The 17,138-nt window shown below is 71.3% G+C and carries 20 protein-coding genes; 10 read left to right on the forward strand and 10 right to left on the reverse strand.

Annotated features, from left to right (window positions below; translation table 11 throughout):
• Positions 1-49: 49 nt before the first annotated feature.
• Positions 50-1,567 carry a cell wall metabolism sensor histidine kinase WalK gene (locus N4P33_RS21110; RefSeq protein WP_260828209.1) on the reverse strand — a complete coding sequence of 506 codons (1,518 nt, stop codon included), beginning with the start codon at positions 1,565-1,567 and terminating at the stop codon, positions 50-52.
• A gap of 14 nt (positions 1,568-1,581) precedes the next feature.
• On the reverse strand, positions 1,582-2,271 hold the full coding sequence (locus N4P33_RS21115; RefSeq protein ID WP_260828210.1) for a response regulator transcription factor: 690 nt from the start codon (positions 2,269-2,271) through the stop codon (positions 1,582-1,584).
• Between the two features lie 165 nt (positions 2,272-2,436).
• Between N4P33_RS21115 and N4P33_RS21120 the strand changes: the two genes are divergently transcribed.
• Positions 2,437-4,848 (forward strand): MMPL family transporter, encoded by a 2,412-nt coding sequence (locus N4P33_RS21120; protein WP_260828223.1) that lies wholly within the window; start codon positions 2,437-2,439, stop codon positions 4,846-4,848.
• Between the two features lie 24 nt (positions 4,849-4,872).
• Here N4P33_RS21120 and N4P33_RS21125 read toward each other — a convergent pair whose 3' ends face one another.
• From N4P33_RS21125 to N4P33_RS21135, 3 genes are read right to left on the reverse strand one after another with little or no spacing between them, the layout of a single operon-like run.
• Positions 4,873-5,622: a TetR/AcrR family transcriptional regulator gene (locus tag N4P33_RS21125; RefSeq protein WP_260828211.1), complete on the reverse strand. Its 750-nt coding sequence runs from the start codon at positions 5,620-5,622 to the stop codon at positions 4,873-4,875.
• Between the two features lie 11 nt (positions 5,623-5,633).
• Positions 5,634-6,134: a thiol-disulfide oxidoreductase DCC family protein gene (locus N4P33_RS21130; RefSeq protein ID WP_260828212.1), complete on the reverse strand. Its 501-nt coding sequence runs from the start codon at positions 6,132-6,134 to the stop codon at positions 5,634-5,636.
• A gap of 5 nt (positions 6,135-6,139) precedes the next feature.
• On the reverse strand, positions 6,140-6,547 hold the full coding sequence (locus N4P33_RS21135) for a hypothetical protein (RefSeq protein WP_260828213.1): 408 nt from the start codon (positions 6,545-6,547) through the stop codon (positions 6,140-6,142).
• A gap of 194 nt (positions 6,548-6,741) precedes the next feature.
• Here N4P33_RS21135 and N4P33_RS21140 point away from each other — a divergent pair, with 194 nt between their 5' ends.
• The 3 genes from N4P33_RS21140 to N4P33_RS21150 all read left to right on the forward strand — a co-directional run bounded on the left by N4P33_RS21140 (position 6,742) and on the right by N4P33_RS21150 (position 8,072).
• Positions 6,742-7,179, forward strand: a complete 438-nt coding sequence (locus N4P33_RS21140) for a TM2 domain-containing protein (RefSeq protein WP_260828214.1) — start codon at positions 6,742-6,744, stop codon at positions 7,177-7,179.
• Positions 7,172-7,588, forward strand: coding sequence for a DUF2752 domain-containing protein (locus tag N4P33_RS21145; RefSeq protein ID WP_260828215.1), 417 nt, complete (start codon positions 7,172-7,174; stop codon positions 7,586-7,588). The genes N4P33_RS21140 and N4P33_RS21145 overlap by 8 nt, the downstream gene beginning before the upstream one ends.
• A 220-nt stretch (positions 7,589-7,808) precedes the next feature.
• A complete protein-coding gene (locus N4P33_RS21150; RefSeq protein WP_260828216.1) occupies positions 7,809-8,072 on the forward strand; it encodes a TM2 domain-containing protein in 264 nt (87 codons plus the stop codon).
• A 77-nt stretch (positions 8,073-8,149) separates the two neighbouring features.
• Here N4P33_RS21150 and N4P33_RS21155 read toward each other — a convergent pair whose 3' ends face one another.
• The 5 genes from N4P33_RS21155 to N4P33_RS21175 form a co-directional block, all read right to left on the reverse strand.
• Positions 8,150-8,929 carry a succinate dehydrogenase iron-sulfur subunit gene (locus N4P33_RS21155; RefSeq protein WP_260828217.1) on the reverse strand — a complete coding sequence of 260 codons (780 nt, stop codon included), beginning with the start codon at positions 8,927-8,929 and terminating at the stop codon, positions 8,150-8,152.
• Positions 8,929-10,683, reverse strand: coding sequence for a succinate dehydrogenase flavoprotein subunit (gene sdhA, locus N4P33_RS21160; protein ID WP_260828218.1), 1,755 nt, complete (start codon positions 10,681-10,683; stop codon positions 8,929-8,931). The genes N4P33_RS21155 and sdhA overlap by 1 nt, the downstream gene beginning before the upstream one ends.
• Positions 10,684-10,702: 19 nt before the next feature.
• On the reverse strand, positions 10,703-11,185 hold the full coding sequence (locus N4P33_RS21165; RefSeq protein ID WP_184818201.1) for a succinate dehydrogenase hydrophobic membrane anchor subunit: 483 nt from the start codon (positions 11,183-11,185) through the stop codon (positions 10,703-10,705).
• Between the two features lie 5 nt (positions 11,186-11,190).
• Complete coding sequence (gene sdhC / locus N4P33_RS21170; protein ID WP_167993605.1) at positions 11,191-11,571, reverse strand: succinate dehydrogenase, cytochrome b556 subunit; 381 nt, start codon at positions 11,569-11,571, stop codon at positions 11,191-11,193.
• A 214-nt stretch (positions 11,572-11,785) separates the two neighbouring features.
• Positions 11,786-12,289, reverse strand: a complete 504-nt coding sequence (locus N4P33_RS21175; RefSeq protein ID WP_260828224.1) for a 2-oxo-4-hydroxy-4-carboxy-5-ureidoimidazoline decarboxylase — start codon at positions 12,287-12,289, stop codon at positions 11,786-11,788.
• Between the two features lie 270 nt (positions 12,290-12,559).
• Here N4P33_RS21175 and N4P33_RS21180 point away from each other — a divergent pair, with 270 nt between their 5' ends.
• From N4P33_RS21180 to N4P33_RS21205, 6 genes are all read left to right on the forward strand, one after another.
• The gene (locus N4P33_RS21180) at positions 12,560-14,191 is read left to right on the forward strand and encodes a glycoside hydrolase family 20 protein (RefSeq protein WP_260828225.1); all 1,632 of its coding nucleotides are present in this window, start codon (positions 12,560-12,562) and stop codon (positions 14,189-14,191) included.
• A gap of 112 nt (positions 14,192-14,303) precedes the next feature.
• Positions 14,304-14,813, forward strand: coding sequence for a hypothetical protein (locus tag N4P33_RS21185; RefSeq protein ID WP_260828219.1), 510 nt, complete (start codon positions 14,304-14,306; stop codon positions 14,811-14,813).
• 97 nt (positions 14,814-14,910) lie between these two features.
• Entirely contained in the window at positions 14,911-15,477 is a 567-nt protein-coding gene (locus N4P33_RS21190) for a hypothetical protein (protein ID WP_260828220.1), read from the forward strand.
• A gap of 123 nt (positions 15,478-15,600) precedes the next feature.
• Positions 15,601-16,047: a hypothetical protein gene (locus N4P33_RS21195; RefSeq protein ID WP_260828221.1), complete on the forward strand. Its 447-nt coding sequence runs from the start codon at positions 15,601-15,603 to the stop codon at positions 16,045-16,047.
• A 141-nt stretch (positions 16,048-16,188) separates the two neighbouring features.
• On the forward strand, positions 16,189-16,806 hold the full coding sequence (locus tag N4P33_RS21200) for an RNA polymerase sigma factor (RefSeq protein ID WP_260828226.1): 618 nt from the start codon (positions 16,189-16,191) through the stop codon (positions 16,804-16,806).
• A gap of 144 nt (positions 16,807-16,950) precedes the next feature.
• Positions 16,951-17,138, forward strand: a 188-nt coding sequence (locus tag N4P33_RS21205; protein WP_260828222.1) for a hypothetical protein, incomplete at its 3' end; no start/stop codon positions are given.

The following is a 17,138-nucleotide window of genomic DNA, read 5'->3' on the forward strand; positions in this document are numbered from 1 at the left end:
CGACCGCCGGCCGGCCCTCCGCAAGGGCGCCGCCCCTGCGCCGAAGGCGCTACGGCGGCGTGGCCGGAAGCGGCACCGCATCCTCACCGGCCGCCCTGTCCCCCGGCCGCCCCGACAGCTCCTCCGCCCCCGACAGCCCCCGCACCGGCAGTCTCACCGTCACCGCCAGCCCCTCGCCCGGTGCCGTGCGCACGCTCACCTCGCCGCCGTGGGACTGGACCACCCCCTGGACGATCGCCATGCCCAGGCCGCTGCCCGCGCCGCCGCCCGCGCGGAAGAAGCGGTCGAAGACGCGGGACGCGTCCTCGGCCGAGAGCCCCGGCCCGTCGTCCTCCACCCACAGCCGTACGGTGTCCTCCGCGCGGGTCACCCCGAGCCGTACCGGCACCTGCGCGGGCGTGTGGATGCGGACGTTGGCCAGGAGATTGCCCAGCACCTGCCGCAGCCCCGACTCGTCGGCCCGCACCAGCACCGCACCGGACGCCTCGACGCTCACCGGCCGCTCCGGCTGCTGCACGCGCAGGTCCTCCGCCGCGTCCCGCACCAGCCGGCTCACGTCCACGTTCCGCAGCCGCAGTTCGGGCCGCTGGTCCAGCCGCGCCAGCACCAGCAGTTCGTCGACGAGCCGCCCCATCCGGTCGGACTCGGTCATCATCCGGTCCCAGGCCCGCTTGCGTTCCTCCGGTTCGCGCAGCATCCCCCGCTCGTACAGCTGGAGGTAGCCGCGGATCGCGGCGAGCGGCGTGCGCAGCTCGTGCGACGCGTCGGCGACGAAGCGGCGCAGCTGGGCCGCGCTGCGCTCGCGCGTCCGGTACGCCGACTCGACCTGGTGCAGCATGGAGTTGAGGGCGAGCCGCAGCTGCTCCACCTCCAGGATCGGGTCCCGGCTGGAGGGCACCCGGCGGGTCAGATCCCCCTCGGCGATCGCCGACGAGGTCTCCACCATGTCCTCCAGCGGCCGCATCCGGCGCCGTACGCTCCACATCGTCACGCACGCCAGCAGCAGCAACAGCAGTGTGCCGATGGCCAGATCGAACTTGACCGCCTTGGTGACGCCCCGGTGCAGGGACTCGGTCGAGGTGCCCATCAGGATGTACGTGCCGTCCGCGAGCCGGGTCGCGGTCGCCCGGTAGGAGGCGCCGCCCACGGTGACGTCGTGCGGCTCGGGATCGGCGATCAGCGGGCGCGGATCGCCTACGGTGTCCGCGAAGGCGCGCTGCGCCGGCGTCGGCTCGAAGCCGAGCACGCGGACGGGCTCGCCGCGCGCGTCCACGGCCGCGAACAGCGAGTCGGGGCTGCCCTCCCGGTCCCGCTCGGGCTCGATCCGCTCCCGGAAGAAGCTCAGCACGCTCAGCGAGTCGATCTGCCGCAGCGTCAGCTGGGAGCCGCCCAGCGAGTCACGGGTCTGGGTGAGCTCGGTGTCGATCTGGTCCAGCAGGTAGTAGCGCATGCCCCACACACTCACCGCGGTGGCCGCCACGATGCCGAGCGCCAGCAGCACCACGTTCGCCAGCGTCAGCCGTCCCCGCAGCGAGTGGATCCCCCGCCCGCAGCGCGGCCTCGGCATCCTGAGCCGCGGCCTCATGCCAGCCCGTATCCGACCCCGCGCCGGGTGGTGATCACCGGCGGGCCGAGCGCGTGCAGCTTGCGCCGCAGATAGCTGATGTAGGTCTCCACGACGGTCGACTCCGGCGGTGTGTGCTCGTACTGCCAGACGTGCCGCAGCAGTTGCTCCTTCGGCACGATCCGGCCGCCGTTGCGCACCAGGAAGCGCAGCAGCGCGTACTCGGTGGGGGTCAGCTCCACCGTCTGTCCCGCGCGGCGCACCGAGTACGTCGTCTCGTCGAGTTCCAGGTCGCCGTAGCGCAGCGGCGCCCGCTGCGGCAGGACGTCGGCCGGCCGGGTGCGGCGCAGCACCGCCGTGATGCGGGCGACGACCTCGTCGATGTTGAACGGCTTGGTGATGTAGTCGTCGCCGAAGCCGAGCGCGCCCACGATCTCCGCCGGGGCGTCACGCGCGGTGAGGAACACCAGCGCCGTCTCCGGCCGCCGCGCGCGCAGTTCACGCCCGAGCGCGCGCCCGTCGCCGTCCGGGAGCATCACGTCGAGCAGGGCCACGTCGGGCGCGGTGTGCTCGGTGAGCGCGAGCGCCTCGCGGACGGTGCCCGCCGTCATGACCTCGAACCGGTGGTAGCGCAGGGCGATGGCGAGGACGTCCGCGATGCTCTCCTCGTCCTCCACGACCAGCACGGTGCCTGGAGCCGTCGTCATTCCCCCAGTATCGGCACGATCACTGACACCCGTACCGCTTCAGCCCTTTGGAGTTCCTTGAGAGTCCGCGGCGAGTCGTGTCCCCGCACGGGTGCCGCCACGGATTCTCTTGCCCAGGACCCGGGGGACCGACCGAGCAACCGAAGGAGCTCAAACGTGGCGGTATTGGCACGCTGGTGCTATCGGCATCGGCTGGTGGTCCTGTTGCTGTGGGTGGGGGCGCTGTTCGGACTCGCGGCGACGGCGAGCAGCGCGGGCACCAACTACGCGAACGTCTTCTCGCTGCCGGACACCGACTCCAAGAAGGCGTACGACCTGATGGAGAAGGCGTTCCCGGAGCGCGCGGGGGACACCGACACCGTGGTGTGGAAGGTCGACGAGGGGTCCGTGCGCGACGACGCCGTACGCGGCCGGATCGCGCCCGCGCTGGCGGAGATCGGCCGCATGGAGGGCGTCGGCGAGGTCACCGACCCCTACAGGCCGCAGGGCGCGGCGCAGATCAGCCGGGACGGGCGGATCGCCTACGCGCAGGTGACGTTCGCCGAGCAGGCGGACGCGGTACCGAAGGAACTGGTGCAGGACGTCGTCGACACGGCCAAGGACGCGGCCGGCGACGGACTTCAGGTGGAGCTGGGCGGCCAGGCCATCACCCGCGTCCAGGAACCGCCCACGGGCACGGCCGAGTTGGTCGGCATCCTCGCGGCGGCCGTGGTGCTGTTCGTGGCGTTCGGGTCACTGTTCGCGATGCTGCTGCCGATCGTGGTCGCGGTCTTCGGCGTCGGCATCGGCATGTTCGGCACCCAGCTGATCAGCCATGTCACCGACGTACCCGAACTCGCCTCCCTGCTGGCCACCTTGATCGGTCTGGGCGTCGGCATCGACTACGCCCTGTTCATCGTCACCCGGCACCGGCGCGGCATCCTGCGCGGCGCCGACCCGGAGGAGGCGGCGGTCACCGCCCTCAACACCTCGGGCAGGGCGGTGCTGTTCGCGGGCGGCACGGTGTGCATCGCGCTCGCCGGAATGCTGGTGACGAACCTGCGCTTCCTGGACGGTGTGGTGATCGGCACCTCGCTCACCGTCGTGCTCAGCGTGCTGGCGGCGGTGACCCTGCTGCCCGCGCTCCTCGGCCTCCTCGGCCACCGGGTGCTCAGCCGCCGCCAGCGCCGCGCACTCGCCGCCAAGGGGCCCGAGACGGAGCAGCCGAGTGGTCTCGCCGCCCGCTGGTCGGCCGGTGTCGAGCGGCGCCCGCGGTCCGTCGCCGTCCTGGCCGTCGTCCTGATGGCCGCCCTGGCCGTGCCGCTGCTGTCGCTGCGCCTCGGCACCGTCGACCAGGGCAACGACGACGCGTCCACGACCACCAGGAAGGCGTACGACCTGCTCGCCGAGGGCTTCGGCCCCGGCTTCAACGGCCCGCTCCAGGTGGTCGTCGACGGCGATGCGTCCCCGGCCCTGGTGACGGCCGTGGAGCGCACGGAGGGCGTCGCCCAGGTCGCCGCCGCGCCACCGGCGAACGGCGTCACGGTCATCCAGGTCGTGCCCACCACGGCCCCGACCGACGAACGCACGGACCGGCTCATCGACACCCTGCGCGAGGACGTGATCCCGGACGCGGGCGTCGAGGCCCATGTCGGCGGAGTGACCGCGGTGTCGAAGGACTTCGCCTCCGTCACCGGCGACCGTCTGCCCCTGTTCATCGCCACGATCATCGGCCTGGGCTTCCTGCTCCTGCTGATCGCGTTCCGCTCGCTGGTGGTGCCGCTGACGGCGGCGCTGATGAACCTGCTCGCGGCGGCGGCCTCCTTCGGCGTCCTGGTGGCGATCTTCCAGTGGGGCTGGGGCTTGGACCTGCTTGGCCTCGGCACCGAGGGCCCGATCGCGGCCTTCCTGCCGATCATCATGCTGTCGCTGCTGTTCGGCCTGTCCATGGACTACCAGGTGTTCCTGGTGAGCCGGATGCACGAGGAGTGGGTGCACACCCGGGACAACGCCCGCGCGGTCCGCGTCGGCCTCGCCGAGACGAGCCGGGTCATCAACTCCGCGGCGCTGATCATGGTCTGCGTGTTCCTCGCCTTCGTGCTCAGCGGCGACTACGGGGCCGCCATGGCGGGCGTGGGCCTGGCCGCCGCGGTGGCGCTGGACGCGTTCATCCTGCGTACGGCACTCGTCCCGGCCGTGATGCATCTGCTGGGCACGTCCAACTGGTGGCTGCCGCGGTGGCTGGACAGGCGGCTGCCGCATCTGGCGGTCGAGCCGAAGGAGGAGCCGGCGAAGGCGGTCGCGGAGCCGGAGCCCGCCGGTGCGTCCTCCGTCGTGCACGGTTTCGTCCGCAGCGCCGACGGCGATCCGGTGGACGGCGCCGCCGTCACCCTGCTGACGCCGGGCGGACGCCAGCTGGACCGGGTGTTCTCCCTGGCCGACGGCTCCTACATCCTGTCCGTGCCGGGCCCGGGCACCTACCTGATCGCGGTCACCGCCACCCCGTTCGCCTCCCGCGCGGCGCACGTCACGGTGAGCGACGGCCCCCTGGTGTACGACGTGGAGCTCGCCGTGGGCGACATGGACCCCGTCAACTGAGCTGACCGGGGGCGCCCGTCGACGTCACGACCTGTCGGCGGGCGCCCTCTTCTTCGCGGGGTCGGGCAGCGCCCTGGTCATCCCCGGCAGGAACTCCGTGAACAGTTCGTGCACGTCCCGCACGAGGGGCCGCAGCACCCGGAACCGGGCCAGCGCGACACCGCGCGCGGTGAGCCGGGCGCCCCGCTCGGCGAGCCGGTAGCTGCGCTCCCGCCCCTCGGTGCGGTCGAAGATCCAGTACAGGACGAGCCCCATCTGGGACAGCCACATCAACTCCGGGAGGATGTCCCGCAGTTCCTCGGGCACCTTCGTCTTCGTCCCGGCGAGAACCGCCCGGTGCACGCTGATCGCCTCCGTGCGCGCGTGCTCCGACTCCGGGGAGAACGGGCTGAGCGGGCTGTCCGGATCGGCGGCGTTCTTGAAGAACTGCACCGCGAACTCGTGGTACGGCGTGGCGATGTCCAGCCACGCCTTCAGCACGCCCGCGAGCCGCGCCTCCAGATCGGTCTCCCGTGCCAGGACCTCCCGGACCGCCACCTGGTGCTCGGCGGCGATCCGGTCGTAGAAGCCCTGGATCAGGTGTTCCTTGCCGTCGAAGTAGTAGTACGCGTTGCCGACGGAGACCCCGGCCTCCTTGGCGATGGCCCGCATCGTCGTCTTGTCGTACCCGCGCTCCTGGAACAGCCGCATGGCCGTCTCCAGGATCAGGGCACGGGTCTGCTCGGACTTGCTGAGTGCGCCACCGTCGCCGGGGCCGTCGTTCTTCGCGGGCACGGACAGAGAGCCTAGCCCGGTGTCCTCGGCGTCGCGCAGCTGCCGTCCGCGCAGTCCGCGCGGGCGTAGGACCACCCGGAGCGGCCGTCGTAGACCCAGCCGTCCTGGCGGCGGTACGCCTGCCCGCCCCACTGCGCCCCGCGCCACTTGGCGGCGGCGAGCACGGCCCCCTTGGCGAGCCGGGCCCCCGACGGGGTGCTCAGCCGGTGCGCGAGCGGGCGGTGCTCGCGCAGCGCCCACAGGACGACGATCCAGGCGGCGGCGCCCCGGTAGACCTGCCCGGCGTCCCCGACGACGGTGATCTCCTCCAGCGTGACCCGGTGGCCCAGCCCGGGGAAACGCTCCCGCGCCGCCTCGGAGCCCGCCGGGACGAACTGAAGCGGCACCAGCTGCCGCTGCCGCCCCAGCCAGTCCCGTACGAAGCGGCACAGCGCGCACTCGGCGTCGTACAGCACGGTGAGCCGGCGGACCGGGACGCGCGCGGCGCCCCGGTCCCGTGCGGTGGCCGTCATGGCGCTCACGCCCCGGCCGACGGGGCCACCCAGTCCTGCGCGGGCACGGGCGGCATCTGCTCCCGCTCCATCACCCCGCGCCGCCGGATCCGGTTGAGCACGTACACGTTGCCCAGGTGCATCACGCCGAGCACCAGCAGCACCACCCCGAGCTTGGCCGACAGGGCCTCGAAGATGCCGCGGGTGTCCTCGATCGACCCGCTGTCGCTCAGATACAGCGCCACGAAGCCGAGGTTGACCAGATAGAAGCCCACCACCAGCAGGTGGTTGACGGCGTCCGCGAGCTTCTCGTTGCCCTTCAGCACATCGGCGAGGAACACCCGCCCGTTGCGGCTGAGCGTGCGCGCCACCCACACAGTCAGCGCGATGCTGACCACCAGATAGATGACATAGGCGATGACCGTACGGTCCATGATGTCCCCCACCCTCTCTTGAACGCGTTCAAAACGCTGACGGGGAACACTCTAGACCGGCCTTTTGAACATGTTCAACTGGACTGTGCCCGAAGGGCGGGTGGGGTACGTCACGGCCCTGACTTCTGTTCCGCCCCGCCCGTCCTGCAATATGACTGGCAGCTTTCCCGCCGCCTTCCAGGAGTGACACCACCGTGAGTGAGCAGCCGCAGCAGCCGTCCCAGCCGCCCGGTTACGGCTACCCGAACCCCGGCGCGGCCGGCCAGCCCGGCCCCTACGGCTATCCGCAGTCCGGATACCAGCAGCCTCCCGGCGGCTATCCGCAGTCCGGATACCAGCAACCTCCCGGCGGCTACCCGCCCCCCGGCTTCCCTCCCGGCGACCCCAACGCGCCGTACGGCTACGACCCCTACGGGCGCCCGTACTCCGACAAGTCGAAGATCGTCGCCGGCATCCTCCAGCTCTTCCTGGGCACCTTCGGCGTCGGCCGCTTCTACGTCGGCTCCGTCGGCGTGGGTCTCGCCCAGCTGTTCACCTGCGGCGGCCTGGGCTTCTGGGCGCTGATCGACGGCATCATCTACCTGGTGAGCAACGACCGCACGGACGACCAGGGCCGGATCCTGCGTGGCTGACGCCGTCCGTCCGGCCCCGTCAGACGGGCGTCCGCGGTGGCAACCCGCGGTCGCCCCCCTGGTGGTGCTCGCGGCCGGTGCCGCGGGCGCCGCCTATCTGTGGGGCACCGACCCGCACGAGCCCGGCCACCTCCTGCCCCAGTGCCCCTTCCGGGTGGTCACCGGCCTGCTGTGCCCGGCCTGCGGCGGCACGCGCATGGTGTACGACCTGATGCACGGTCATTTCGCCGCGGCCTGGCTGGACAACCGGGCTCTGCTGCTGGCCGCGCCGTTCGCGCTGGCTCTGTGGGGCCGCTGGACGGTGGAGGGCCTCAGAGGCCGCACCTGGGCTCCCCGCATCGCTCCATGGGCCCAGGCGCTGATCCTGCTGACCGCGGTGGCCTGGACCGTGCTCCGCAACATCGTCTGAGTCCGCCGGGAACCCCGCCCCGTTGATCACGGAACGGGAACAGTCGTTCCACCCCCCTCCCCGCCCGCCCGGCCGGACTCTTACGCTCCTCCTGCGCAGGGGGGAACAGCCGGCGAACCGCAGCTGTCGCGCGCATCCGCACACCTTCACACGGTGGTCCCTCCTGGGCCGCCCGGGCAATCCGCCCGGCTCGTCACGTCCTTTTCCCAGGAGCACCACCATGACTGTCCCCGCCCCCGACGCCCCCTTCGGCTACGACCCCCAGGGCCGCCCGTACTCCGACAAGTCGAAGATCGTCGCCGGCATCCTCCAGCTCTTCCTGGGGACGCTGGGCATCGGCCGCTTCTACGTCGGCTCCGTCGGCGTCGGCGTCGCCCAGCTGCTCACCTGCGGTGGCGTCGGCATCTGGGCGCTGATCGACGGCATCATGTTCCTGGTCAGCAACGACCGCACCGACAAGCAGGGCCGCGTGCTGCGCGGCTGACGTCCTGCCGCATACGACACCGAGGCCCCGAACCACGCAGGTTCGGGGCCTCGGTGCTGTCCGTGCCTGAGACGACCTCAGTAGCGGCGCGTGATCAGCGCCCTCTTCACCTCGGCGATCGCCTTCGTGACCTCGATACCGCGCGGGCAGGCGTCCGTGCAGTTGAAGGTCGTGCGGCAGCGCCACACGCCGTCGCGGTCGTTGAGGATCTCCAGGCGCTGCTCGCCCGCCTCGTCACGCGAGTCGAAGATGAAACGGTGCGCGTTGACGATGGCGGCCGGACCGAAGTACTGGCCGTCGTTCCAGAAGACCGGGCACGAGGTCGTACAGGCCGCGCACAGGATGCACTTCGTGGTGTCGTCGAAGCGCTCGCGGTCCTCCGCGGACTGCAGCCGCTCACGCGTCGGCTCGTTGGTGTCCTTCGTGATCAGGAAGGGCATCACGTCCCGGTACGCCTGGAAGAACGGCTCCATGTCCACGACCAGGTCCTTCAGGACCGTCAGGCCCTTGATGGGCTCGACCGTGATCGGCTTCTCCGGGTTGATGTCCTTGATCAGCGTCTTGCACGCCAGACGGTTCTTGCCGTTGATCCGCATGGCATCGGAGCCGCAGATGCCGTGGGCGCAGGAGCGGCGGAACGTCAGCGTGCCGTCCAGGTCCCACTTGATCTTGTGCAGACCGTCGAGGACACGTTCCTTCGGGTCGATCTCCAGCTGGAAGTCTTCCCAGGTCGCCTCCGCCGAGATCTCCGGGTTGAACCGGCGGATCCGGAAGGTGACGGTGATGTAGGGGGAGTCGGCGAAGCCCGGCTCGGGCTTGCCGGCCGCGTCCGCCTTGTCCAGAACAGGGGTAGCCATCAGTACTTACGCTCCATCGGCTGGTAGCGGGTCTGGACGACCGGCTTGTAGTCCAGACGGACGGTCTCGGTGCCGTCGGCGCCGACCTCGCGGTACGCCATGGTGTGGCGCATGAAGTTGACGTCGTCGCGGTTCGGGTAGTCCTCGCGGTAGTGACCGCCGCGGGACTCCTTGCGGGCGAGGGCGGACACCGCCATGACCTCGGCGAGGTCCAGCAGGTTGCCGAGCTCGATCGCTTCCAGCAGGTCCGTGTTGAACCGCTTGCCCTTGTCCTGGATGGCGACGTTCTTGTAGCGCTCGCGCAGCTCGGCGATCTTCTCGACCGCCGTCTTGATCGTCTGCTCGGTGCGGAACACCATCACGTTGGCGTCCATCGTCTCCTGCAGTTCCCTGCGGAGCTCGGCCACCCGCTCGTTGCCGGTGGAGGACCGCAGCCGCTCGATCTGCTCGACGACGAAGGACTCCGGGTTCTCCGGCAGCTCCACGTAGTCGGCGGTCTGCGAGTACTCGGCCGCAGCGATACCGGCCCGCTTGCCGAACACGTTGATGTCCAGCAGCGAGTTGGTGCCCAGGCGGTTGGCGCCGTGCACGGAGACGCAGGCGACCTCACCGGCGGCGTACAGGCCCGGCACGACGGTGGTGTTGTCCGCCAGGACCTCACCCTCGACGTTCGTCGGGATGCCGCCCATCGCGTAGTGCGCGGTCGGCTGGATCGGGATGGGGTCCGTGTACGGCTCGATACCGAGGTACGTCCGCGCGAACTCGGTGATGTCGGGCAGCTTGGCGTCCAGCTGCTCCGGCGGCAGGTGCGTCAGGTCCAGGTACACGTGGTCGCCCTCGGGACCGCAGCCGCGGCCCTCGCGGATCTCCGTGTAGATGGAGCGGGACACGACGTCACGCGACGCCAGGTCCTTCATGACCGGCGCGTACTTCTCCATGAAGCGCTCGCCGTCCTTGTTGCGCAGGATGCCGCCCTCACCGCGGGCGCCCTCCGTCAGCAGGATGCCCATGCGCCAGATGCCGGTCGGGTGGAACTGGAAGAACTCCATGTCCTCCAGCGGGATGCCCCGCCGGTACACGGCCGCCTGACCGTCGCCGGTCAGCGTGTGCGCGTTCGACGTCACCTTGAAGAACTTGCCGCAGCCGCCGGACGCGTAGATCACGGCCTTCGCCTGGAAGACGTGGATCTCACCGGTGGCCAGCTCGTACGCCACCACGCCGGACGACTTCTTGACGCCGTCGACCTCGGTGATCAGCTGGTCCAGGACGTAGAACTCGTTGAAGAACTCCACGCCCTCCTTCACGCAGTTCTGGTACAGCGTCTGGAGGATCATGTGGCCGGTGCGGTCGGCCGCGTAGCAGGAGCGGCGGACCGGGGCCTCGCCGTGGTTGCGGCTGTGACCGCCGAAGCGGCGCTGGTCGATGGTGCCGTTCGGGGTGCGGTTGAACGGCAGGCCCATCTTCTCCAGGTCGAGGACGGAGTCGATGGCCTCCTTCGCCAGGATCTCGGCGGCGTCCTGGTCGACCAGGTAGTCACCGCCCTTGACCGTGTCGAAGGTGTGCCACTCCCAGTTGTCCTCCTCCACGTTGGCGAGCGCGGCGGCCATACCGCCCTGCGCGGCGCCCGTGTGGGAGCGGGTGGGGTAGAGCTTGGTCAGGACAGCGGTGCGGCTGCGCTTCGTCGCCTCGATGGCGGCACGCATACCGGCGCCACCGGCGCCGACGATGACGGTGTCGTACTTGTGGATCTTCATGATTCTCGCAGCCCCGTGCCTAGCGGATGTTCGGGTCGAAGGTGAAGATCACCAGCGTGCCCAGCAGGATGGTGAACACCGTGGCGGTGTAGAGCAGGCCCTTGAGCCACAGGCGGGTGTTCGGCCGCTCGGCGTAGTCGTTGATGACCGTGCGCAGGCCGTTGGCGCCGTGCAGCATCGCCAGCCACAGCATCAGCAGGTCCCAGACCTGCCAGAACGGCGAGGCCCAGCGGCCGGCCACGAAGGCGAAGCCGATCTTGGACACGCCGCCGTCCAGCACCAGCTGGATGAGCAGGTGGCCGATGACCAGGACGACCAGCACGACACCGGACAGGCGCATGAACAGCCACGCGGCCAGCTCGAAGTTGCCGCGGGTGGTCTTCGGGGTCTTCTTGGTGCGCTTGCGCGGGGGCTCGATGACCGGCGCCGGGTTGTCGACGGAGTAGAGGGACGCGCCCTCGACGGGGCCGATTCCCGAGGCGGAGGTTTCAGTCGTGGACATTGGCGTCAGCTCCCGAACAGTTCACGAGCGGCGTGGCCGAGGACGGGGTAGATCGCCCCGAGCATCAGCACGACCCACACGGCGACGACGGTCCAGAGCATCTGCTTCTGGTACCGGGCGCCCTTGATCCAGAAGTCGACGGCGATGACACGCAGGCCGTTGAGCGCGTGGAAGAGGATGGCGGCGACGAGGCCGTACTCCAGCAGCGCGACGATCGGCGTCTTGTACGTGGCCACGACCTTGTCGTAGGCCTCCGGGGACACCCGCACGAGGGCGGTGTCCAGCACGTGAACGAACAGGAAGAAGAAAATGAGGACGCCGGTGACTCGGTGAGCCACCCAGGACCACATTCCTTCCCGGCCGCGGTACAGCGTTCCAGCCGGCACGGAAGTTTCCTCCGGGAGCGGGGATTGGGGCCGCGCCGGCTTTGTCGTGTCGGTCGGGCCCGGCCGGGTACGGTCCACCGGCCCCCAGCATCGTAGCGATGCGCTGCCGCTGGGCTCAGCGGGGGTGGCGGGGTGTGATCAAAGTGGCACGCGTCTGGGCTAGGGAGGCGGCTACGGGGGTGGGGTTTGCGGTGGTTTGCCGGGTGCGGGGGCGTCAGTGGCTGGTCGCGCAGTTCCCCGCGCCCCTGAGGGTGCTGCCCAGGCGGCTTCTTGCAAGGCGCCGGAGCTGCTCCGCCGCCACCTGGCGTTCGTCGTCCGGATCGTTCGCCAATCGTGACCGGATGTCGGCGAGGACGCGGTCCAGGTGTTCTTCCGGTGGGGTCTCGTCCAGGTAGATCACGAACGCGTGTCCGAAGCGGGCCTCGTAGGCCGCCTGGGCCGCGTCGAGGGCCGTGTGGGCGGCCGAGTAGGTGTCCTCGGGGAGGGCGGGCAGGGACTCGGCGGCCAGGGCCTCCGCCAGATCCGTCGCGCTCAGGTCGTACGCCGCCTCGTCGGAGGCCGCCAGCAGGGCGTCCACGTCCGGGTACGGGCGGTGGCCGGCGACACGCTCGGCCCAGGTGTGGCTGTGCAGGCAGGTCAGGAGGGTGCGTTGGGCCGCGTCGGGCGGGGCCGCGTTGAAAAGGATCAGCGGGGGTGTGTCGCGGGACTGTCCGGGTATGGCGACACGGCCGGGGAGGTCTGGGAGACGGTGCGCAGGCAGCGTGGGTCCTCGTGGGTGTCGCGTGTCGGTCCGGTGGATGGTGTGAGAGTTGTGACATCACGTTATCGAGTGAGTCCACGACGTGTCCGATCAATACCCGGAATTCACCCGGACGGGAGAGTTTCGGAACGGCTCGGCGACGCCCTTCACCCGGATGGGCCGTAGGTTGGCGGTGTGAGTCAGCACAGGCAGCAACGGCAGCACAGGCGTCGGGCATCCGTGCAGAGGATCAAGCAGCGGCGGGTGGCGGTCGTGGCCCTCACCGCGGGTGCGCTGGTCGCCGGGACGGGCGTCGGACTCGGGCTCTGGGCCTCCTCGGACGGCGACGGCGGGGGCGCGGCGGCGACCTCCGCCGAGGAACGCGGCGACGGATCCGGCCGGGCCGCCGGGACGACACCGGGGGAGAGCCCCAGTCCCAGCCCCAGCCGCTCGTACCCCCTGTCGCAGGCGCCGCGCACCATACCCGCGGTGCGTGAGCACACCGCCGAGCGCGGACCGGGCTGGAAGCCCGGGCGCGGACACCGGGTCGTCGTGAACGACGGGGCACTCGCCGACGAGGGGCGCCTGATAGCCGGCGAACTGGGGCTGACGTACGCGGGGGAGAAGGACGACGAGAAGGCGGGGGACCTGCGGCTGGAGCTGAACCGGGATTCCGGGGCGAATCCCGAGTCGTACACCATGACCGTGCGGGGCGGACGGGTCACCGTCAGCGGCCCCGGCGAGGCGGGCGTGTTCTACGGCACCCGCACCCTCAAGCAGGAGATCAAGGGCGCCGGCGCCGCACCCGAGGGCGTGGTGCGCGACGAGCCCGCCAAGCAGCGGCGCGGACTGTCGCTGGACATCGCGCGCAAGCACTACGACGCCGGCTGGATCGAGGACCGGATCCGCGAGCTCGGCGACCTGAAGTTCAACGAGCTGGGCCTGCACTTCTCCGACGACCAGGGCTTCCGCATCGAGTCCGACTCGCACCCCGAGATCGTGTCGCAGGACCATCTGACCAAGGCGCAGGTGAAGCGGATCGTCGACCTCGCGCGGAGCCGGCACATCACCGTCGTCCCCGAGATCGACTCGCCCGGGCACCTGGGCGCCGTCATCGCCGCGCACCCCGACCTCCAGCTGCGCAACGTGAACGGCGGGGCCGTGCGCGGCGCCATCGACATCTCCAAGCCGGAGTCCGCCGAGATCGTCGACGAGCTGATCGACGAGTACGCCGGCCTCTTCCCCGGCAGCCAGTGGCACCTCGGCGGCGACGAGTACCAGGCACTGGTGGTGTCCGACCCCGAGGCGTCGTTCCCGAACCTGGCTGCCGCCGCGCGGGAGCGCTACGGCTCGGGCGCGACCGTCGAGGACCTCACCACCGGCTGGCTCAACGACCGTGCCGCCACCGTCCGCGCCCACGACCGCACGCCCCGCGCCTGGAACGACGGCTTCTTCCGCGGCGGCTCCGTGCAGGCCGATAAGGACATCCAGGTCGCCTACTGGACCGGCAAGGAGATCGGCGCACGGCAGCCCGCCGAATATCTCGCCGAGGGTCGCAAGGTCATCAACTACAACGACGAGTTCCTCTACTACGTCCTCGGCGAGCCGTTGACCTTCGTCTACCCGACGGGACAGCGGATCTACGAGCAGTGGACCCCGCGGGTGCTGCGCGGCACCACCCCCGTCCCGGCCCGCTACGACTCCCAGATCATCGGCGGCTCCTTCGCCATCTGGGGCGACCTGCCCCGCGCGCAGACCCAGGAGCAGGTCGCGGCCGGCATCCGGCTGCCGCTGCGGGCGACGGTGCAGAAGCTGTGGGATCCGGACCCGCCGGAGCTGTCCTGGGCGGAGTTCCGCGCCCTGGCGGAGCGGCTCGGCTGAGCCGTCCGCGCGCCCGCTCCGTGACGGATTGCCGCATACGGCTGCGAACTGCCGTGCGACTGTGGTGGTGTTCTGCTCAGCCGAACCGATACATCAGGGGGAACACCAGCACATGGGCTTTTGGGGGTATTTCGTCGTGGGCCGTGGGGAGCGGCCGCTCGCCGAGCTGGACGCGCTGGCCGGTGCCGCCCAGGGCATGACCCTGCGCACCTCGGCGCCGGACGGCTGGCAGGTGTGGGAGTACCCGAGCGGCGGCGGCGACATCGGGAACATGAACGACGTCGCACGCGAGACCGGCGCGCCGGCGCTGTTCGGATACGTCATGGACAGCGACTGCGTGGTCGTGGAGGCCGCGGCGCCGGAGAGCGGGGCGTGGACGACGTGTCTGGCGCGCACCGCGATGGCCGGGTACATCGGCGGGGGCGGGGAGGAGGAACTCACCCTGGAGGACTACTTCCTGGAACCCCGGGACGCGGCCGACCGCGCCGTCGACTGGGCCGCGGAGGCCGGGCACACGGTGTCCGCCGCCGAGCTGGTGGAGGTGCTGTCCGCGGACCCCGACCCGGTGGCCGAAAACCTCTTCTTCCGCCTCCTCGACCGGCTCGGGGTGGTGCCCGAGTGACACTCCCGGGCCGTCGCACGCAGTAAGGGGAAGTGCGGGCTCCGTATCGGCGAGTGCCCCGGAGGCGAACCGAGCCCTGAAAAAAGGGGAGGCGTGGATGAGCCTTGTGGAACGGATAGCGCAGGCCGACGAGCTCGGGCTGGCCGTGAGCGGGTTGGCTTGTTTGGATCGGTGCGTGCCGCTGCTGGGCGGCGACGACGAGGTGCTGCGTCCCCTGTGGGCCGCTCTCTCCGTGGACGCCGCCCCGGGCGACTGGCCCGGGCACCTGGCGCTGGTGCGCGACAAACTCGACCAGACCGCCGGCGCCGACGAGGCCGTCACGCTCGCCCACCGCATGCTCACCGCCGCCCCGGCGGACCGCTCCGCCGGGGAACTGCGGCCGTGGGCCGACGCCTGCTCCGTCGCCGCCCTGCGCATCCACCGCCTCCTCGACGGCGCCGACCCCGCCGAGGACCGCGCCGGCACCGTCGACGCGCCCCGGGCGGGCCGCACGGACGGCATGTCACCGCTCGTCGCCGCCGAACTGCGCCGCCAGATCACCGTCCTGGAGGTGCTGTCCGGCCACGGCCCGGCCGGGCTGCGCCGGGCGCTGGAAGTGACCACGGAGGGCCGCCGCGTGCTGCGCGCGGCCCTGTCCCGCCGCAGCCGCAGGGACACCCCCTAGAACGGCCCCACTTCAGGCGGGGCTGTGACCGTCGTGCGGCGGAGCTGAGGCGGTCCTGCGCCGGTTGCGGAAACACGCCGGAATTCGGGTGACGAAACACCGGGCCCGCACGCTCTTCCCCATGTGACGACTGCGACGACAGCGACGAACGCGACGCCCCAGCAGGAGCCCAGGCCCTCCGCCGCCGCCAAACCCGTCCGGTGGGCGGCGGACGCGGTGGCCGCGATGCGCGAAGGAGCACGGCTGCGCCTCGACTACTCGGCGCACAGTCTGTGGAGCGTCGACCGCATGATCGAGGGCATACGCCGCGAGTCCGCCCCGTACGCCGCCGTGGAGACGGTGCTGCGCGGATTCGGCGCCTACGCCGGTGAGGTGATCGTCCGTCAGACCGGCGGCGAGTGGTGGTCCTCCGGCGGCGACCACTGGGTGCGCACCCCGGACGGCCGCCTGTGGGACCCGATCGAGGAGGCCCGCCGCTGCTACACGGGCGACGGCTCGCTGCGCCTGCTGTGCCGGGACGCCACGCGCGGAGTCAGCCGCGAGGCGGCGCCCGGCTCCGCCAGGCCCTGAGGCCCGACCGCCGGATCGTCCCGGTGAGCCGCTGTGACACTTGCCACCGCCCCGGCGCTGATGACCGTGGAGGGCGAGGGCAAGCAGGACCGTGCCGAACGGTGCGGAGTCGCTACGAACCGGTACGGACGAGGACAGTTCTTGGGCCAGGCAGGCGAACCCCGCCGCGTGCACGCGTACGACGGGGAACTGGGCGAGGCCGTCGCGCGGGCCCAGCAGGGTGACGAGGCCGCCTTCGCGGTCGCCTACCGGATCGTGCAGCCCGGACTGCTCGGCTACCTGCGGGGACTGGTCGGCGACGACGCCGAGGACGTCGCCTCCGACGCCTGGCTGGAGATCGCCCGCGACCTGGGACGGTTCCGCGGCGACGGCGCCGGGTTCCGCGGCTGGACGGCGACCATCGCCCGGCACCGCGCGCTGGACCACCTGCGGCGGCAGAAGGTACGGCCCAGGCCCTCCGCGCTCGAACAGGACCTGCTGGAGCTGCCCGGGCAGCACAACACGCACGACCAGGTACTGGAGTCCCTGTCCACCGAGCACGCCCTGCGGCTGATCCGCGGACTGCCCCGCGACCAGGCCGAGGCCGTGCTGCTGCGCGTCGTCGTCGGCCTCGACGGCACCGCCGCCGCGCGCGTCCTCGGCAAGCGGCCCGGCGCGGTGCGCACCGCCGCGCACCGGGGGCTGAAGCGCCTGGCGCAGCAGCTGGGCGTGACAGGTGTGACGGATGACGGCCGCCGGACGCTGGGTGAGTCGAAGTGAACGGCGGCAGCCACGGCCCGTACCGGCCGATCCGGTGGATGAGTCGGCTGCGGCACCTGAGCCGTACGTACGGGCGCGGGCGCACGGCCGGCACCACGAACACGTCGGACCGGTCGCGCAGCCGGACGGGAACGGACAGCGGGCATGGGTGAACGGCACAGCGGCCACGTGGCCCCCGGCCGTCGGCACGCCGACGGCCGCGCCGGCGTCTTCGACGAGGCCACGCTGGAGGACCGGCTGGCCGCCGCCCTGCACCGGGCCGCGGAGACCGGAACCACCGAGCCCACCGAGGCCGAACAGCGCGCCCTCGCCGCCTTCCGCGCCGCCCGCGA

The sequence above is a fragment of the Streptomyces sp. 15-116A genome (assembly GCF_025290915.1).
In the GTDB taxonomy this organism is placed as follows: Bacteria; Actinomycetota; Actinomycetes; order Streptomycetales; family Streptomycetaceae; genus Streptomyces.